15 protein-coding genes are annotated in these 17942 nt (G+C 70.4%); 7 read left to right on the forward strand and 8 right to left on the reverse strand.

Annotated elements, in window-relative coordinates; all coding sequences use genetic code 11:
• Nucleotides 1-66: 66 nt before the first annotated feature.
• Nucleotides 67-3429 carry an error-prone DNA polymerase gene (locus ABZ420_RS26920; RefSeq protein ID WP_357128145.1) on the reverse strand — a complete coding sequence of 1121 codons (3363 nt, stop codon included), beginning with the start codon at nt 3427-3429 and terminating at the stop codon, nt 67-69.
• Between the two features lie 54 nt (nt 3430-3483).
• A complete protein-coding gene (locus ABZ420_RS26925; protein ID WP_357128148.1) occupies nt 3484-3939 on the reverse strand; it encodes a hypothetical protein in 456 nt (151 codons plus the stop codon).
• A 222-nt stretch (nt 3940-4161) separates the two neighbouring features.
• Here ABZ420_RS26925 and ABZ420_RS26930 point away from each other — a divergent pair, with 222 nt between their 5' ends.
• Complete coding sequence (locus ABZ420_RS26930; protein WP_357128151.1) at nt 4162-5130, forward strand: SDR family NAD(P)-dependent oxidoreductase; 969 nt, start codon at nt 4162-4164, stop codon at nt 5128-5130.
• A gap of 3 nt (nt 5131-5133) precedes the next feature.
• Here the strand turns inward: ABZ420_RS26930 and ABZ420_RS26935 are convergent, their stop codons facing one another.
• A complete protein-coding gene (locus ABZ420_RS26935; RefSeq protein WP_357128154.1) occupies nt 5134-5889 on the reverse strand; it encodes an alpha/beta hydrolase in 756 nt (251 codons plus the stop codon).
• A gap of 173 nt (nt 5890-6062) precedes the next feature.
• Between ABZ420_RS26935 and ABZ420_RS26940 the strand changes: the two genes are divergently transcribed.
• Nucleotides 6063-6761, forward strand: coding sequence for a class I SAM-dependent methyltransferase (locus ABZ420_RS26940; protein WP_357128157.1), 699 nt, complete (start codon nt 6063-6065; stop codon nt 6759-6761).
• A gap of 126 nt (nt 6762-6887) precedes the next feature.
• Here ABZ420_RS26940 and ABZ420_RS26945 read toward each other — a convergent pair whose 3' ends face one another.
• Nucleotides 6888-8474 (reverse strand): DNA polymerase Y family protein, encoded by a 1587-nt coding sequence (locus ABZ420_RS26945; protein WP_357128160.1) that lies wholly within the window; start codon nt 8472-8474, stop codon nt 6888-6890.
• A gap of 34 nt (nt 8475-8508) precedes the next feature.
• Nucleotides 8509-9195 (reverse strand): hypothetical protein, encoded by a 687-nt coding sequence (locus ABZ420_RS26950; RefSeq protein WP_357128163.1) that lies wholly within the window; start codon nt 9193-9195, stop codon nt 8509-8511.
• Nucleotides 9196-9740: 545 nt separating this feature from the next.
• Between ABZ420_RS26950 and ABZ420_RS26955 the strand changes: the two genes are divergently transcribed.
• Nucleotides 9741-10862: a protein kinase gene (locus tag ABZ420_RS26955; protein ID WP_357128166.1), complete on the forward strand. Its 1122-nt coding sequence runs from the start codon at nt 9741-9743 to the stop codon at nt 10860-10862.
• 27 nt (nt 10863-10889) lie between these two features.
• Here ABZ420_RS26955 and ABZ420_RS26960 read toward each other — a convergent pair whose 3' ends face one another.
• Nucleotides 10890-11525: a response regulator transcription factor gene (locus ABZ420_RS26960; protein ID WP_040865043.1), complete on the reverse strand. Its 636-nt coding sequence runs from the start codon at nt 11523-11525 to the stop codon at nt 10890-10892.
• 121 nt (nt 11526-11646) lie between these two features.
• Entirely contained in the window at nt 11647-12876 is a 1230-nt protein-coding gene (locus ABZ420_RS26965; RefSeq protein ID WP_357128185.1) for a PspC domain-containing protein, read from the reverse strand.
• Between the two features lie 308 nt (nt 12877-13184).
• On the opposite strand from ABZ420_RS26965, the gene ABZ420_RS26970 reads away from it, so the two are divergent.
• The 3 genes from ABZ420_RS26970 (at nt 13185) to ABZ420_RS26980 (ending at nt 15214) form a co-directional block, all read left to right on the forward strand.
• Nucleotides 13185-14780: a PspC domain-containing protein gene (locus ABZ420_RS26970; protein WP_357128169.1), complete on the forward strand. Its 1596-nt coding sequence runs from the start codon at nt 13185-13187 to the stop codon at nt 14778-14780.
• Nucleotides 14773-14985, forward strand: coding sequence for a hypothetical protein (locus tag ABZ420_RS26975; protein WP_063051517.1), 213 nt, complete (start codon nt 14773-14775; stop codon nt 14983-14985). The genes ABZ420_RS26970 and ABZ420_RS26975 overlap by 8 nt, the downstream gene beginning before the upstream one ends.
• 94 nt (nt 14986-15079) lie before the next feature.
• Complete coding sequence (locus ABZ420_RS26980) at nt 15080-15214, forward strand: hypothetical protein (protein ID WP_357128172.1); 135 nt, start codon at nt 15080-15082, stop codon at nt 15212-15214.
• 36 nt (nt 15215-15250) lie between these two features.
• On the opposite strand, the gene guaA is transcribed toward ABZ420_RS26980, so the two are convergent.
• Nucleotides 15251-16825, reverse strand: a complete 1575-nt coding sequence (guaA, locus tag ABZ420_RS26985; RefSeq protein WP_357128175.1) for a glutamine-hydrolyzing GMP synthase — start codon at nt 16823-16825, stop codon at nt 15251-15253.
• 120 nt (nt 16826-16945) lie between these two features.
• Here guaA and ABZ420_RS26990 point away from each other — a divergent pair, with 120 nt between their 5' ends.
• Nucleotides 16946-17746, forward strand: coding sequence for an alpha/beta fold hydrolase (locus ABZ420_RS26990; protein WP_357128178.1), 801 nt, complete (start codon nt 16946-16948; stop codon nt 17744-17746).
• Nucleotides 17747-17942: the final 196 nt, after the last annotated feature.

Raw genomic sequence — 17942 nt, forward strand, 5'->3', positions numbered from 1 at the left:
CGCTGCGCGAACAGCCCCGCATAACCGTTTCCTAGAACGCTTCTAATACTTCTTTAATGCACCGGCTCAACGGAAGTCGCGCGACTTGGACGCCATCCGCAGATCCATGCGCTGTAGATGTTCGGCGACCACGCTCACCACACCCTCGGCATTCTGCACCCGGCCGCGGATGAGCAGAGCGCCGGCGCCCTGGGCGAGACGCCGGTACCGCCGCCACAGCCCAAGCGAGCAGACGATGTTCACCATGCCGGTTTCGTCTTCCAGATTGAGGAAGGTGACGCCCTCGGCGGTGGCGGGACGCTGCCGGTGCGTCACCGCGCCGCCCACCAGTACCCGCGAGCCGTCGGGCACGGCGAGCAGGCCGGAGGCCGGTATCACGCCGAGCGTGTCGAGGTGCGGGCGCAGGAACTCCGTCGGATAACTGCCCGGCGAGACGCCCGTGGCCCACACGTCGGCGGCGGCCAGTTCCAGATCGCTCATCCCGGGCAGGGCGGGCGCGGTGGTGGCCGCGCCGGTACCGGGCAACCGGCCCGGGCGCTCGCCCGCGGCGGCGCCCGCCGCCCAGAGCGCTTCGCGGCGGGTGCTGCCGAGGCTGCCGAGCGCGCCCGCCGTGGCGAGCGATTCCGCCTGGGCGACAGTGAGTTCCACCCGCCCGGTCAGGTCGAGGAAGGAGGTGTAGGGCCGCTCCGCCCTGGCGGTGACGATACGTTCGGCGAGGTCGTCGCCGATCTGGCGGATCGCGGCGAGACCGAGGCGCACCTCGGTGCCCTTCGCCTCGAGGGTGGGCTCGGCCCTGCTGGCGTTGACGTCGGGGCCGTGCACCGCGACCGCGTGCCTGCGCGCGTCGGCGACCAGCGACTGCGGCGAGTAGAACCCCATCGGCTGGGCGCGCAGCAGACCCGCGCAGAAGGCGGCGGGATGATGCAGTTTGAACCAGGCCGAGTAGTATACGATCGCGGCGAAGCTCTGCGAATGACTCTCGGGGAAGCCGAAATTGGCGAAGGCGTAGAGCTTCTCGTAGATGCGGTCGGCGACTTCGCCGGTGATGCCGTGACATTCGCGCATGCCCTGGTAGAACCGCGCCTCGAGGCGCTTCATGCGTTCCGGTGACCGCTTGGAGCCCATGGCGCGGCGCAGTTGGTCGGCTTCGACGGCGGTGAATCCGGCGACGTCGACGGCCATCTGCATGAGCTGCTCCTGGAACAGCGGCACGCCGAGCGTGCGTTCCAGCGCGTTCTTCAGCGCCGGATGGTCGTAGACGACGTCCTCCACACCGTTGCGCCTGCGGATGTAGGGATGCACCGAACCGCCCTGGATCGGGCCGGGACGGATCAGCGCCACCTCCACCACCAGGTCGTAGAAGCTGCGCGGCCGCAGCCGGGGCAGGGTGGCCATCTGCGCACGCGACTCGACCTGGAAGACGCCGACCGAGTCCGCGCGCGAGAGCATCTCGTAGACCTCGGGTTCGGCCAGGTCGAGCGAGTGCAGCTCGACGGTCTCGCCTTTGTGCTCGCGCACCAGGTCGATCATGTAGTGCAGCGCGGAGAGCATGCCGAGGCCGAGCATGTCGAACTTCACCAGATCGATGCCAGCGCAATCGTCCTTGTCCCACTGCAAGACGCTGCGGCCGGGCATGCGCGCCCACTCCACCGGGCAGACGTCGGCGATCGGCCGGTCGCAGATCACCATGCCGCCGGAGTGGATGCCGAGATGCCGCGGCAACCCCTCGATATCGGCGGCCAGTTCCAGGACCTCGGCGGGGATGTCGGTGTTCGTCTCGGCGCCGACCCCCATCCAGCGGCTCACCTGCTTGCTCCACGCGTCCTGCTGACCGGGCGAAAAACCCAGCGCCCGTGCGGCATCGCGCACCGCGGACTTGCCGCGATAGGTGATCACGTTGGCCACCTGCGCGGCGTACTCGCGGCCGTACTTGCGGTAGACGTGCTGGATCGCCTCTTCGCGGCGGTCGGATTCGATGTCGACATCGATATCCGGCGGACCGTCGCGCTCCGGGGAGAGAAAGCGCTCGAACAGCAATTGGTTGCGCACCGGATCGACATTGGTGATGCCGATCGCGTAGCAGACCGCGGAGTTGGCCGCCGAGCCACGACCCTGACAGAGGATGTCGTTGTTCTTGCAGAAGCTGACGATGTCGTGCACCACCAGGAAGTAGCCGGGGAATTCCAGCTTGCCGATCACCGCGAGTTCGTGCTCGATCTGCCGGTATGCGTCCGGGTTCTGCTCCGGCGGCCCGTAGCGCGCCGCGGCGCCCGCCATGGTGAGTTCGCGCAACCAGGACTGCTCGTCGTGTCCGGCGGGCACGTCGAAGGGCGGCAGGTGCGGGGCGATCAGCTTCAGGTCGAAGGCGCATTCGCGAGCCAGTGCCGCCGCGTTCGCCACCGCCTGCGGGCAGTCGGCGAACAACCGCGCCATCTCCGCCCCGGACCGCAGGTGCGCGCCGCCCGCCGGGGCCAGCCAGCCCGCGATCTCGTCCAGGCTCCGCCTGGCCCGGATCGCCGCCAGCGCCATGGCTCGGCGACGCTGGCCGGGCGCGGCGAAATGCGCCCCGGTGGTGGCGAGCACGGGCAGGCCGAGACGATCGGCCAAGGCGATGAGGTGAGCGTTGCGCTCGTCGTCCTCCGGGACGCCGTGATGGGTGAGTTCCACGCTCACCCGGTCGGTTCCGAAGCGTTCGGTCAGGTCACGCAGCGCCGCTTCCGCGCGCTCGAGCCGAGTGCCGCCGCCGCGCAAGTCGAGCTCGAGCGCCCGGCGCAGGTGGCCCTTCCGGCACCCGGTCAGGATGTGCCAGTGCCCATCGGCCGCCGCGGTGAGCGTGTCGAGGTCGTAGCGCAGGATGCCTTTCTCTCCGGCGGCCATGTGCGCGGCGGCGATCTCGCGGGAGAGCCTGCGGTAGCCCTCCTGGCCGCGAGCCAGCACCAGCAGGTGCGGCCCGGCCGGGTCCGCCGCGCCGGTGCGCGGCGCCGAGTCGGGCGCGGCGGCGTGTCCGCGCGCGGTGCCGGGAACATGGGGTTCGGATGCCGTGCCGAGCGACAGTTCGGCTCCGAAGACAGTGGGCATCCCCCACTCCTTGGCCGCCTCGGCGAAGCGGACAGTGCCGTAGAAGCCGTCGTGATCGGTGAGCGCGATCGCCGCCAAACCGAGCCGCACCGCCTCCTCCACCAGCTCCTCCGGATGGCTGGCGCCGTCCAGGAAGCTGTAGGCCGAATGCGCGTGCAGCTCCGCGTACGGGACCGTCGGTTCCGCGGCGCGCAGCACCGGCTCGGGCCGGTACTCGCCGCGCTTGCGCGACCACGCCGGGCTGTCGCCGCCGTCGCCCCGGACCACCCCATCGGGATTCGTCCGTCCGGAGCGCCCGGACAGCACCCGCTCCATCTCCGCCCAGCTGGGCGGACCGTTTCCCCAGCCCACAACTCACCTCCTCGTCTCGAACATACATTCGAGCAAGATCGATGTACAGGCTGGTCAGGCCACCGAAAGGCGTTCGACGGAACCGGCGGCGATGGCGGCTTCGACCCCGCTCAGGCGAGTCCGGATGAGCGCGCCGTAGGCATCGGAGGCCAGGACGTCGAGATGCCCGCGCGCGATGGCCAATTGCATCCTGGCCACTTCGAACTCGCCGACCCGGCGGTGGCTGTCGGCCAGGTTCAGATAGAGCGACGGCAAGAAACCGCGCAGACCTTCATCCAGCGGCACGCCGGGAGCGAACACCGCGGCAAGCGCCCGCTGATCCCAGCGCAGCGCCTCGGCGGCCTCCTCCTGGAGGTCGGCGAGATGGTGGGCGACCACGCAGCGTTGCAGCGCTCCACCGTATTCGCCGAGTTCACCCCAGAGCTTTTCCAACGCCCGCCGCCCCGCCGCAGGGTCGACGCCACCGAGCCGCACCGCGGCAAACACCTCCGCCATCCGATCGTCCGACATGCGCAGAGTATCGCACATATGTTCGAACGTTTCGACAGTTGTTCGAACGTTTCGCGCACGCGGAAAAACCCCACACCCGTGCGGTTCTCGAAGACGCCGGGCCGTGCCGGGCGACACGCCGCCGCCACCGGGACCGGCGCTCACGACTGTGACCAGGGCCACTTGGCAGCGAACTTACTTCAGAGTAAGTTTCATTTCGACCACACCTGCAAAGGAGCAGCGATGACCGACGCATCCGCCGAAACCGCCCGGCGCGGGCGCCGCAACCGCGACCTCACCGGACGGCACGTTCTCATCACGGGGGCGTCCTCGGGAATCGGCCGGGCGGCCGCGCTGGCGGTCGCGGGCAAGGGCGCCACGGTGTTCCTGCTCGCGCGCCGGGGCGAGGAACTCACCGCCGTCGTCGACGAGATCAGGGCGGCGGGCGGCTCGGCCTACGGATACTCCTGCGACGTCACCGATTCCGACTCCGTGGACCAGGTGATCGAGACCGTCCTGGCCGAGCACGGCCACGTGGACATGCTGGTCAACAACGCGGGCCGTTCGATCCGCCGTGCCATCCACCGCTCCACCGACCGGATGCACGACTTCGAACGCACCATGGCCGTCAACTACTTCGGCGCGCTGCGGCTGACGCTGGCCCTGCTGCCGCAGATGCGGGAACGCAAGTTCGGGCACATCGTCAATATCAGCAGCGCGGGCGTGCAGGTGGCCACGCCGCGGTTCTCCGCATATCTGGCCAGCAAGGCGGCGTTGGACAAGTTCGCCGAGGTGGCGGCCGTCGAGACCATGGCCGACGGCGTCACGTTCACCACCATCCACATGCCGCTGGTGCGCACGCCGATGATCACCCCGAGCGGCGACCAGGGCCCCGCCGAGTCGCCCGAGTGGGCGGCCGCGACCATCGTGCGGGCGCTGACCGAACGCCCCAAGCGCATCGACGTGCCGCTGGGCACCATCGCCGAATACGGCGCGCTGCTCACCCCGAAGATCCGCGACCGCGTCCTGCACCGCTACTACCGCGCTCTGCCCGACTCCCCCGCGGCCAAGGGCGAGCCGACCGAACCCGACGACGAACAGGTCGAACCCGTCGACTCGCTTCCCGTGCGACGGCCCAGGTCGGCCGCGCGGCGCGTCACGGGCACGGCCTTGCGCCGGGCCGCCCGATGGGTGCCCGGTACGCATTGGTGAACCTCAGCCGGCCAGGAACGGCCGGACGGTCGCGGCGAACTCCTGGTAGCGGTCGCGGTGGATGCTGTGGCCGCAGGTGAAGGTGGTCACGGTGCAGTCGGCGAGGCCGGCTCGCAGGTCGGCGAGTTTGTCCGGATCCACCATGCCGCCCGGTCCGCCGCACAACACCAGGGTGGGTGCGGTGATGTCGGAGAGCCGGTCCCACCATTCCGGGTTCGGCTTGCGGAACTGCTCCAGCGCCGTCTTCGTCATGGCACGGTCGAACGCGACCACCGCGCGCGGGTGGCGCACCAGGCTGGATGTGGCGTGCCACAACTCGGGCACGGTGGGAAACCGGCGGGTCAGGCGCATTTCCTCGACGCCGGATCGCAGCGGAAGCGGGCATTCCTCCATGACCAGCCTGCGCGCCAGCTCCGGTCGCTCTTGCGCAACGCGCGACACCGCGTAACCGCCGAGCGAATGCCCGACCAGATCCACCGCGGGCAGCTCCAGATGTTCGCAGAGGCGCAGCAGATCGTCGCCGAACTCGTCGAAGAGGTAGGAATCGGTATGTGAGCTACGACCGTGTCCGCGCAGATCGGGGATGATCACTCGGCGCCCGGATTGCACCAGCACACGCGCGAACCGGTCCCACGTGTGCCCGTCGCCGCCCATGCCGTGCACCAGCAGCACGGGGATGTCGCTGACCGCCCCCACTCCCGAATCTCGATAGGCGATCCGCACGTTTCCGAATGTCACCTGGTCCAGCGTCAGATCCACGACCAACGAGGATACCGCCAGTCATGCACTCCCCTGCGTCATGTAGCGCGGATCACTCCCGAAAGAGGTGCTCGGGGCTTCCGGAGGTCAGCGAAGTCTTATGCGAACCACGGTGTTTCGACTCGCCCGATAAATGCCTGGTGCGAGAGCGAGCCCGCAACGATACTCACCGCATGCCCTCCTTCGCCGACTTCGACCGCCGCGACTACCGCACCGTCGATGTCGCCACGGGATACGACGGGTGGGCGCCCACCTACGAGCAGACGGTCCTGGACGAGATGGATCTCGCTCTGCTCGGGCGATTGCGGTTGGACCTCGGCCGGGTGCGGCGCGCGGCGGATCTGGGCTGCGGCACCGGGCGCACCGGAACGTGGCTGCGGGACAACGGGTTGACGCACATCGACGGGGTCGACGTGAGCGAGGGAATGCTGGCGCTGGCCGCCGAACGCGGCGCCCACACCACGCTGACCCGAGCGGATGTGCGGGACACGGGTCTGCCGGGCGGCGCCTACGACCTGGTGATCGCGTCGCTGATCGACGAGCACCTACCGGAACTCGCGCCGTTCTACGCGGAGGCGTGGCGCCTGGCCGCACCGGGCGCCCGGTGCGTATTGGTCAGCTACCACCCGCAGTTCATCATGGTGTCGGGAATGCCGACGCACTACACCGACCCTTCCGGCGAACCGGTGGCGATCAGCACCCATCTGCACTTGATCAGCGAGCATCTGTCGGCCGGTCTGGCCGCCGGATGGGTCCTCACCGAGGTCGCCGAGGCACTGGTGGACGACGCGTTTCTGGCCCGCAAGCCGAAATGGGCTGCCCTGCGCGGACATCCGTTCACGTTGGCGACGGTGTGGTCGCGGCCGGAGTGAACCAGCCGCCGGACCCGGGTGCGGTGACGGCGGCAGCACCTGGTCTCCGACGCCGATTCCGTTCAGAGCCAAGCCTGTACCGGCCGAGAGCAGCCCGAGGTGGGCTGGGGTGTAACTGTTGTGGTTTCAGTCGTAAAGTCCCTCGGCGCGCCAGGTTTCGGCGCGGTAGACCAGCAGCAGCACTCGACTGGGGGCGGGCGCGTCGTCGAGTTGGACCTGGGCGCGAGCGGTGAGTTCCGCGTCGTCCGCATCGGGCGCCCACCAGCGTTCGTCCACCGGCCACGGGCCCGCCCAGCCGGTCAACCGCCACTGTTTGCTCCCCCAGCGCAGCAGTGCCGGCTCGGCGTCGAACATGGCGCGGTCGGTGACCTTGACGGGCGCACCGTCGGCGGTTTCGAGCCGCACCAGCGGACGGTTCAGCAGAAGTACGGCGGGGGCGGGCTCGGGCAGCCGGCCCGGCCAGGGTTGCGCGGGGTCGGCCGCGGGGACGAGTTCGTCACCCAGCGTGACCATGGTGATTCGTTCGGCGGGCCCGCGTCCGCCGCTCAGCACGCCGACCCGCACCGCTTCCCCGCCCAGCAACCCTTGCACCCGGATGAGCGCGCGCCGGGCTCGCTCGTCCTCTTCCCCGGCCCCACCCCATAGCCCGAGTTGCAGCGCGCCCGCCGTGACCACCTCGACAGGTTCCAGCCGCAGCACCGTGATCGGCGCGGTGGGCCGCGCGCCGTCGCGCCGGGTGAGCCAGCCGTCCAGCTGCCAGCGCACCCGATCCGCCGTGTCCTCCGGGGCGAGTGGCTCGGCGCAGCGCCAGATCCGCGCGAGATCCTCCCCCGCCGCGGTTTCCGCGTGCACCGAGAGCCTGGTGCAGGCCAGTCCGGCATCCGCGAGCGCGCTGTGCAGCCGGGTGGCGAGCAGGCGACCGGCGAAGGCGGCCGCGTCGACCCGCTCGATCGGCGGATCACAGCGATACTCCACCACCAGATCCGGCGGCGGCTGCCGGGCGGACGGCGGGCGCTCCGGCTGAGCCCTGGCGCAGCGGTGCGCGAGCACGGCGTCGGTCCCGAACCGGGAGGCGACCTCCGCCGCGGAGAGCGCAGCGAAATCACCGATCCGGCGCAGACCCAACCGGTGCAGCAGATCGACCAGATCGGCGCGTTCCGGGGCGGCCAGGCTGGGCTCCACCGCGAGTTCACCGATCGGCAGTGGCGCGAGAAACCGCGCACCCGCCCCCACCGGCACGATCGCGGCCCGCCGGGCGGCGATCACCGCCGTGGACAACTCGTCGGCGATCCCGATCTGCGCTTCCGCCCCGGCCGCGGCCACCGCGTCGACCAGGCGCTCGGCCGCCGCCTCCTCGGACCCGAAGAACCGCGCCGCACCGCGCGCGGCGAGCACGAGCAGCCCGGGGCGCAGTACCTCCACACCGGGCACCGTCGCGGCCACCGCCGCGACCAGCGGTTCGAACAGCCGCGCGTCCCGGTCCTGATCCTGCTGCGCGAGGAACAGTTCGGGGCACCGCGCCTGTGCCTCTCGGCGCTTCAGGCCGCGGCGCACCCCTTCGGCGCGGGCGATCGCCGAACAGGCCACCACCCGGTTGGCGAACAGCACCGCCACCGGCCGCGTCGCGGGCAGTCCCGCCGACGCCGCCGCGGCGACCGCGGGCCAGTCCGGGCACCACAGGGCGAGCACCCGCTTCGACCCCGGCCGGATCACGGCGACGAACGACCTTCGTCCCCCACGGGCGCACTCACGAGACCGCCTCCTGCGTGTCGGCGACTTCGGCTGTCCGGGCGGACTTCTCGCGCAGCACCCATTCCACGCGCCCCGCATTCGGGCACAGATCCAGCCGTCCGCGCCGTGGCGGTCCCGCCTTGCCACGCACCTCGACCGTCAAGCCGAGCGAACGCAAGCGTCCGCGCCCGCGGCCGAGACCGGCATAACCCGCGATGCGGGCGTCGAGTTGGAGGGACGCGCCGGGCCAGCGACCGTCGGCGACCACGAGGGTGGCGCCCTTGTTGCGGGCGCGGGCCGCGATCACACGGCTGCGAGCGGGCGCGACGGCGCCGCCGCCGAGTCCGAGCACGACCAGATCGAGCCCGTCGAGCAGCACCGCGGCCACCTCCACCGGATCGGGGCCCGGGTCGGCGATCACGGCCAGCCGCCGCAGCTGCGCCCCCATCTCCACCGCGGCGAGCAGACCGAGCCGGGGCATGCCGACCACCGCGGCATGCCCACCGCCCTCGGTCACCGCGGCGAGCAGACCGGCCAGCAGCGAACTCGCCCCCGTGTACGCCACCACGGAACCCTTGGGCAGGCCACCATCGGGCAACAGGGGCGCGAGCGCCGCAGGCACCGGCAATGCCGCGCGGCGCGATTCGGCGCCGAGCGGGACCCGCTGCGCCGCCGATTCACCACGCCCCGGCACCGCAGCCATGCGTCTGCGCAGTTCAGCCAGGGAGGGAGCATCCTCCCGCCCACCATCGCGCCGCAGCGCTCCCCGATTCACCCCTCCCTGCGATATCGCATCCGAACCCATCTCAACCACCCACTTCCCACGATGGACCCGAGGCGAAGCATGGCGGAGCTGCCCTCGTTCTCGACCGCAGCACCGATTCAGCTATCGATTGATATCGAATATACGTTCGATACCGACCCAGTAGAAACCGACCCCTGGGTTTCGTCAAGAGCGGAGGGCTTCGTGTCGCGCCGTCCCCGCCGAGGTGAAGTGCCCGGCTCGGCAAACCGGCCACGCAACCACTGCCGCGGATCCCTTCCGAGTGACGTGATTCTCGATGCGAGGAGCGAACCCGGCGCGCACCCGGCTACGACGCAACGGCACCCATTCATCGGTATGGTGTGTGGCACGCATCCCGACCGAGCGTCAGCGAGCGGGCGCGGCACATGGCCGTGCCCCGTGTCTCGCCCTATGCGCGAACACGAATCAGGCCAGCTAGCCTCATTTTCCGCTACCCTGCACCCGTGACCGAACGCGCTCGTCCCACTGTCGGCCCCCAATATCTCGTCGCAGGCCGCTATCGCCTCCAGTCGAAGCTGGGCGGCGGCGGCATGGGCGCGGTCTGGCTGGCGCACGACCGCTTGCTCGACCGGGACGTCGCGATCAAGCAGGTGCTCACCACGGCCGGGCTCGGCGAGGCAGAAGCGGAGGCGGTCCGCAACCAGATCCTGCACGAGGGCCGGGTCGCCGCGAAACTCTCGCACGACCACGCGATCGCCGTGTACGACGTGGTGCTCGAGGCCGGTGAGCCCTGGTTGGTGATGGAGCACCTACCCTCCCGCAGCGTCGCGAAGGCGCTCGCGCTGGTCGACACGCTGCCGCCGATCGAGGTCGCGCAGATCGGCGCTCAGGTCGCCGACGCGCTCGCCGCCGCGCACGCGGTCGGCATCGTGCACCGGGATATCAAGCCGGGCAATATCCTCGTCGCCGACCGCGGCCCCGGCGTGGGTATGGCGAAACTCAGCGACTTCGGTATCTCCCGTGGTGCGGGCGATCTGTCCGACGAACCGGACGGCGTGATCACCGGCACCCCCTCCTATCTGCCCCCCGAGGTGGCGCGCGGAGCCGAGCCGACCAAGGCCAGCGATGTGTTCTCCCTGGGCGCCACGCTCTACACCGCGATCGAAGGGCAGCCACCGTTCGGCTTCGACGAGGACAGCGACGTCATCGTGCACCGCGCCGCCATGGCGCAGATCATCCCGCCGACCCGCAGCGGTGTGCTCACCCAGGCCCTGCTGCACATGATGGAGCCCGCGCCGCAGCGCCGCCCGACCATGGCCGAGGCGCGGGACGAGATCCTCACCGCCGCTTTCGGTCCCGGCACCGGCCCGCACATTCTCGGCGCGCCCGTCCGCACCGAGGACGGAACCATCCCCTCCTGGGCCGCGCGCAATTCGGCGTCCGGGATCCGCAGCCCGCACTCCACCCCGCTGCCCCGCCCGCACCGCAACCACGCGGGCGCGACCGCGGCCACTCCCCCGCAGCGCGCCAGGAATCCCCAGCCGAACAATGCCCCTCTGGCCATCGCCGTGGGACTGCTGATCGGCCTGATCATCATCATCGGGATCATCGTCGCCGTCCTCTGACGTCACCGCACCGGCAGGCGGCGGCCGTCAGTCGATGCGGCGGCGGTGAGCCCAGCGGGTCAGGGCGTTGCGGTTGGACTGCTGGGTCTTGCGCAGCACGTTGGAGGCGTGGGTCTCCACGGTTTTGACGGAGATGAACAGGGATTCGGCGATCTCACGGTAGGTGTAGCCGCGCGCGAGCAGGCGCAGCACCTCCAATTCGCGCGGGGTCAGCGAGTCGAGTTCGGGGTCCAGGGGTGGTTCGGGTACCGGGGACCTTCCGGTGAACGAGTCCAGCACGAAGCCTGCCAGGCGCGGGCTGAAGACCGCATCGCCACCCGCCACCCGGCGGATCCCGTCGGCCAGCTCGGATCCCGAAATCGTCTTCGTCACATACCCTCTGGCCCCCGCCCGGATCACCGCGATCACGTCCTCCGCCGCATCGGAGACGCTCAGCGCCAGGCACACCGGTCCCGGCTCGATGCCGGCCAGCACCGCCACCCCACCGCCGTCGGGCATGTGCACGTCGAGCAGGACGACGTCCGGGCGCTCGGCGTTGATCCCGGCCACCGCCTCCGCCACCCCGCCGGCCTCCCCGACCACCTCCATGTCCGCCTCCCGGCTCAACTCCGCACGCACACCCGACCGGAAAACGGCGTGATCATCGACGAGAAAGACCCGCACGGCCACCTACTTCTCCTAACCGACCCTTGACCCCCAACCGGTACCACACTCATCCCCCACGCGCTCTTCGCGCACTCCACGGCGGCTGTGCGGACCCTACGGGTCCGCGAGAAACGGACGACTAGCGGACGACGCCCGCGGCGGGGGCGGGCTCTTCGTCGTGGGCGGGGCAGCCGGAATCGGTGCGCGGCATGATGATCCGTACCTCGGTGCCACGGCCCGTCCTCGACAGGATGTCCACCTGACCGCCGCGGCGCTCGATCCGGCCGCGAATGGATTTGGCCAGGCCCCTGCGATCCTCCGGCACGGACGCGAGGTCGAAGCCGGAACCGCGGTCACGCACGAAGACGCTCACCTGATGCGGCTCGACCTCGGCGAACAGATCGATCTCCGGGACGCCCGCGTGCTTCGCGGCATTGACCAGCGCTTCCCTGCTCGCGCCGAGCAGCGCGGTGAAGTGTTCCTTCGGCAGACCGGATCCGGAACCGTCGATGTCCATCGACACATCGCCGACGGTCACCGGCGCCACCTTCACGCCGTGCTGGTCCTCCACCTCGCCCGCGATGGTCCGCAGGGCCGCGGCCAAGCTCGACTGCGCGGGACCGGAATCCTCGAACAACCATTTCCGCAGTTCCCGCTCCTGGCTGCGGGCCAGCCGCAGCACCTCCTGCGGGTCGTCGGCCTGGCGCTGGATGAGCGCGAGCGTCTGGAGCACGGAATCGTGCAGATGCGAGGCGATCTCCTCGCGTTCCTCGTTGCGGATGCGGGCGGCGCGCTCGGCGTTCAGCGCGCGCATCATGCGCAGCCACAGCGGAACCGTCAGCAGTCCGGCGCCGACCAGCGTTACCGCCACCGCGAGCAGCGCCGAGCCGAGCGAACTGAGATCGATCCGCGCCAGCACCACCACCCCGAGACCCGCCACGATCAGCGTCGCACCGGCGACGATCCGGGACCAGGTGATGACCGAGGGCCGTGCGGGCAGCCCGAGCAGCGAACGCGGCCCGTCGACGTCGTACTCCCGCCACACCAGCGCCGCGCCGACCGCCACCACGATGATCGGCGCGATCACCTTCGCCGCGGTCCCGCTGAACACCCATGACACGGCGACCGCGAGCCCCAGCCCGAGCATGGCCAGCCCGATCGCCTGCCGCCGCTCGGCACCGGAAGGTTTCGACTGGTCCGACCCACCGGGTGTGAAGATCCACAGCAGCCCGTAGGCGGCGATGCCCGCCCCGGCCAGCGCGCACAGCAGCACGAACGCCATCCGCACCTTGAACACGTCGACGCCCAGATGGTCGGCCAGACCGCCCGCAACGCCGCCGACGACCCGGCCGCCCGACCGGCGGAACATCCGCGCCTGCGGCGGCCCGGGGACCGGCGCGGGCGCGGGGCCCGGTCCGCGCGCAGCGTCGAACCCCCGAGTGTCGAACGCGGGAACAGACGGGTACATGTCTTCGATACTGCCCGACAACGCAGCTACCAGCCATCCGGATTCACCCTGATCTCGAGCAGCGACACCCGCGCCGACCAGCGCAGAAGCGGCCGGATCAGCGAAACTCGGCATAGCTGAACAATTGCTACATCAGTGGATCGGTCCAAAGTGTTCAGGCCGTTTTTCAGGGTTCCCCCCGATGCGCCGATTCCACGGGTCGGCCCACCATGGGAGACATGACGAAAACGAGCTTCGGCGACCAGGTCCAGCAGATATGGCAGACCCGGCCGGTCCGATTGCCGCGACAGGGGCCTATCGCGGGCGTCGCGGCGGGGTTCGCGCGGCGCTACGAGATCGATCCGGTGCTGGTTCGCGTCGCGTTCGTCGTCTCGACGATCTTCGGCGGCGCGGGCCTCGTGCTCTACCTGCTGGCCTGGCTGCTGCTGAGCGCGGCGGGCGACCCGGCGTCCGCGGCCGAATCGCTGGTCGGCAAGGGTCACAGCTCGCAGTCGCAGACCAAGACCATCGTGCTGATCGTGGCGCTGGCCATCGCGGTCAGCACGATGGGCCCGGTCGGTGTCGGTCTCGGCGGATCCGGCCTGATCAGCCTCGCGCTGATGCTGGCCGGCTGGTGGATGCTGCATCTGCGCACACCCAACCCGCCACCCGGAACCACCGAGGCGTTCGGCGGATTCGCCCCGGACCGCGGGATCACCGCCACCGGCTACCCCGGCGCGGTCTTCCCGCAGGGAGCGACCCGGACCGTCGGTGACCTGTACGTGCCGCCGACCTCGGTGTACACGCCGTACACCAGGCTGCCGGAGACATATGTCCCCGAGGCGCCCGTGTCCGCCGCGAATGGCGATGCGGCAACGGTCCCGCTGCACAAGCCCGCCGCCGAGGAGCAAGCCGCCGACCCCGCGACCGGAGTATTGGACAAGCCGGCGGCGCCGCCCACCGGAGGGGCCACCGATGCCGGACCGGGGTCGTCCACCGGCATGCGAACCGAATCGGACGCGGCCGTCGGTGACCGAGCCGAATCGGATCCGGCTGCCATCGGCCATGTCGGTCCTATGCCCTCGGTCGGCGACAAGACCGAGCTTCCGAGCCCGCCCCGCCCCGCCGCCGCTCACCCCGCGATCATCGGCGGCCCGACCCCACCGTCCTGGGACCCGCTCGGCGTCGCCCCACTCGCCTGGGACCTCCCCGACCCGGCCCCGGCCCGCACCGTCGTCGCTCCGCCGCAGAAGCGTCCGCGCTCGCGCCTGACGCCGGTGGTGCTCGGCCTGGCCATCCTGGCGGCGGCGGGCGCGGGTGCGGCGGCCGCCTCGGGCGTGGAATGGATGACGCCCGGCCGGATCGCCGCCGCGGCGCTGGCCGTGATCGGTCTGGGCCTGGTGCTCGGCGCGTTCCTGCGGCGCGGTTACGGGTTGCTCGTGCTCACCGCGCCGCTCGCGGGATTCGTGCTGCTCGCCTCCGCCGTCGGTCCGGTCGAGTTCGATCAGGCCGCGATGGGCAACCACACCTGGGCGCCTGCTTCCGTCGCGGAACTGGCGTCGAACTACCAGGTGACCATGGGCTCGGGCACGCTGGATCTGCGGTCGGTGAAACTGACCGAGAACCGCACCGTTGACGTCGACGTGCGGATGGGCGAAGCCCGCGTCCTGCTTCCGGCGGATATGACCGTCCGCACCCGCTGTGCGGCGACCATGGCCGAGGCCCTCTGCACCGACGGCATCAGCGGTCCGAATACTCCCGGCGCGCCGGTGCTCGAACTGAACGTCGACGTCCGCGCCGGAAACGTGGAGGTGCAACGTGGCTGAGACCGAGCGCGAAGAGACGACCGATTCCCGCCGCGGCCCCGCCGCCTCGCTGCTCATCGCGGGTTTGCTGTCCATCGCGATCAGCGTGTGGGCTTTCGTCGGTCCGGCGTCCTGGCCCGCGGCCAGCATGATCCCGATCGGCTGGATCGTCGTGATCGCCGCGATCGTCATCGGCATCCTGCTGGTGATCTCTCCCCGCAAATGACCGCACGGCCCGTCCAACCGGACGGGCCGTGCCACGTTCATCCCCAGCGATCATCCGGGCCGGACCCCTCGTCGTCGTACGACAGGAGAATCGAATGAACCCCGACGAACCCACCGATCCGGCGCGTCCCACCGAGCGGACCACACCGCCGGATCCCCGCCCGGGCAGCGCCAACGGTGCGCTGCTCGGGCACCTGATTCTGCACAGCGCCTTCCACCGCCCCCGCTGACCTCCTCGGTGACGGCGAGCGGCTACCGCCGGGAGATCACTCCCACTCGATGGTGCCCGGCGGCTTGCTGGTCACGTCCAGGACCACGCGGTTGACCTCCGGCACCTCGTTGGTGATCCGGGTGGAGATGCGTTCGAGCACCTCGTAGGGCAGCCGGGTCCAGTCGGCGGTCATGGCGTCCTCGCTGGAGACCGGACGCAGCACGATGGGGTGACCGTAGGTGCGGCCGTCACCCTGGACGCCGACGCTGCGGACATCCGCGAGCAGCACGACCGGGCACTGCCAGATCTGTCCGTCCAGACCGGCCGCGGTCAATTCCTCGCGGGCGATGGCATCGGCCTGACGCAGCGTCTCCAGCCGATCCGCGGTGACCTCACCGACGATCCGGATGGCGAGACCGGGCCCGGGGAAGGGTTGGCGGGCAACGATTTCCTCCGGCAGCCCGAGTTCGCGGCCGACCGCGCGCACCTCGTCCTTGAACAGCAACCGCAGCGGTTCGACGAGTTCGAACTCCAGGTCGTCGGGCAGGCCGCCGACATTGTGATGGCTCTTGATGTTCGCGGTGCCGGTGCCGCCGCCGGACTCCACGACGTCCGGGTAGAGCGTGCCCTGCACCAGGAACTCGACCTTCGGCGCCGCGCCGTCGGCCTCGCCGTGCTCGAGCACCACCTCGCCCACCGCGTCCTCGAAGGACCGGATGAACTCCCGGCCGATGGTCTTGCGCTTCTCCTCGGGATCGGTCACGCCCTTCAACTCGCCGAGGAATTTGTCCACCGCGTCGACGGTCACCAGCTTGGCGCCGGTCGCGGCGACGAAATCCTGCTGCACCTGCTCGCGCTCGCCGGCCCGCAGCAGACCGTGGTCGACGAACACACAGGTCAGCCGGTCGCCGATGGCGCGCTGCACCAGGGCGGCGGCAACGGCGCTGTCCACCCCGCCGGACAACCCGCAGATCGCGTGCCGGTCACCGATCTGCTCACGCACCGAGGCGACCAGCGAGTCGGCGATGTTCGCCGGAGTCCAGGTGGAGGGGATGCCCGCGAGCTCGTGCAGGAACCGGCTCAGCACCTGCTGGCCGTGCGGCGAATGCAGCACCTCCGGGTGGTACTGCACACCGGCCAGGCGGCGCGCGCGGTCTTCGAACGCGGCGACCGGAGCGCCCGCGGTGGTGCCGGTGACCTCGAAGCCCTCCGGCGCGTCGGTGACCGCGTCGCCATGGCTCATCCACACCGGCTGAATGGTGGGCAGGCCGCCGTGCAGCAAACCGCCATCGATGTTGAGTTCGGTGCGCCCGTATTCGCGAGTGCCGGTGTGCGCGACCGTGCCACCGAGTGCCTGCGCCATCGCCTGGAAGCCGTAGCAGATGCCGAAGACCGGCAGCCCCAGCTCGAACAACCGGGGGTCCAGCCGCGGCGCGCCCTCGGCGTACACGCTGGCCGGGCCGCCGGAGAGGATTACCGCGAGCGGCTGCTTGTCGGCGATCTCCTCCACCGTCGCGGTGTGCGGAACCACCTCCGAGAACACGCTCGACTCGCGAACCCGCCGCGCGATCAGCTGGGCGTACTGTGCTCCGAAGTCGACGACGAGGACCGGTCTCTGGGTTTGTGCCACCCACCCAGTTTAGTGAGCGGCGAAACGAGCGAATCATCGGCACAGCGCCCCTCGCGCGGGAGGCGAGCCGACCGCCCGAATCGTCACCCGTGGGCGGGCAGGCTGGTTATCCTTCTGCTCGTGCCCTTCGCCCGCGCGATCGATGCCGACATCCATTACGAGGACAGCGGCGGGGACGGCCCGGTGGTACTGCTGGCGCACGAGTTCTTCATGGACCGCACCATGTTCGCCGCCCAAATGGCCGCGCTCGCACCGGAGTTCCGGATCGTCTCCTGGGATGCCCGCGGCCACGGCCGCACCAGGGACGAGGGCCTACCCTTCACCTACTGGACCGCGGCCCGCGACGCGCTGACCATCCTCGATCATCTCGGCGCCGAACGGGCCGTCATCGGCGGCACCGCCCAGGGCGGCTTCACCGCGCTGCGCACCGCCTTGATCGCGCCGGAACGCGTCTCCGCGCTGATCCTGATCAGCACCGAAGCGCACGGCCCCACCCCGCAGCAGTCCACCGCCACCCAGAAATTCCTCGAAGAGTGGTACGACGACGGCTCCCGCGAACGGGCCGTGCACCAGCTGGCTTCCTGGCTGATCGGCGACGACGAGTGGTACCGCCAGATCTGGACCCAGCGCTGGCTGGTGCGCGACCGTCGCGGCATCGAGGTCGCGGCCGGCTGCCTGCTCAGCCGGGATTCGGTGCTGGATCGCCTGCGTGAAATCGCTTGTCCTGCTCTGGTGATCCACCCCACCCACAGCGGTATGGACCGCGAACGCGCCCAGGAACTGGCCCACGGACTGTCCGGCGCCACGTTCATCGAGATCGCGGACGCCCGACTGGCGGTGACGATGACCCACCCAGAGCCGGTGAACCACGCGATCCAGCAATTCCTGCGCGCACGGACGAAACCGACCCGCGTGCGGTGAATCCGGCCCGCACGCCTCCCAGCCACCTGGCGCTCACCGGAGAAGCGAGTCTTACGAGCGCCGTTCGCGGCCCGGCTCGCGTTCCAGCGGTCGAAGCGCATGCGCGCCGGGTCGGGGTCAACACCTAGGTCGCCGCCCGTTCACCGGCCCGTTCGATCACCTCGTCCAGCACCTCGCGCGAGCGCACGAGATCGTT

It is taken from the genome of Nocardia sp. NPDC005745 (genome assembly GCF_040630775.1).
Classification (GTDB): domain Bacteria; phylum Actinomycetota; class Actinomycetes; order Mycobacteriales; family Mycobacteriaceae; genus Nocardia.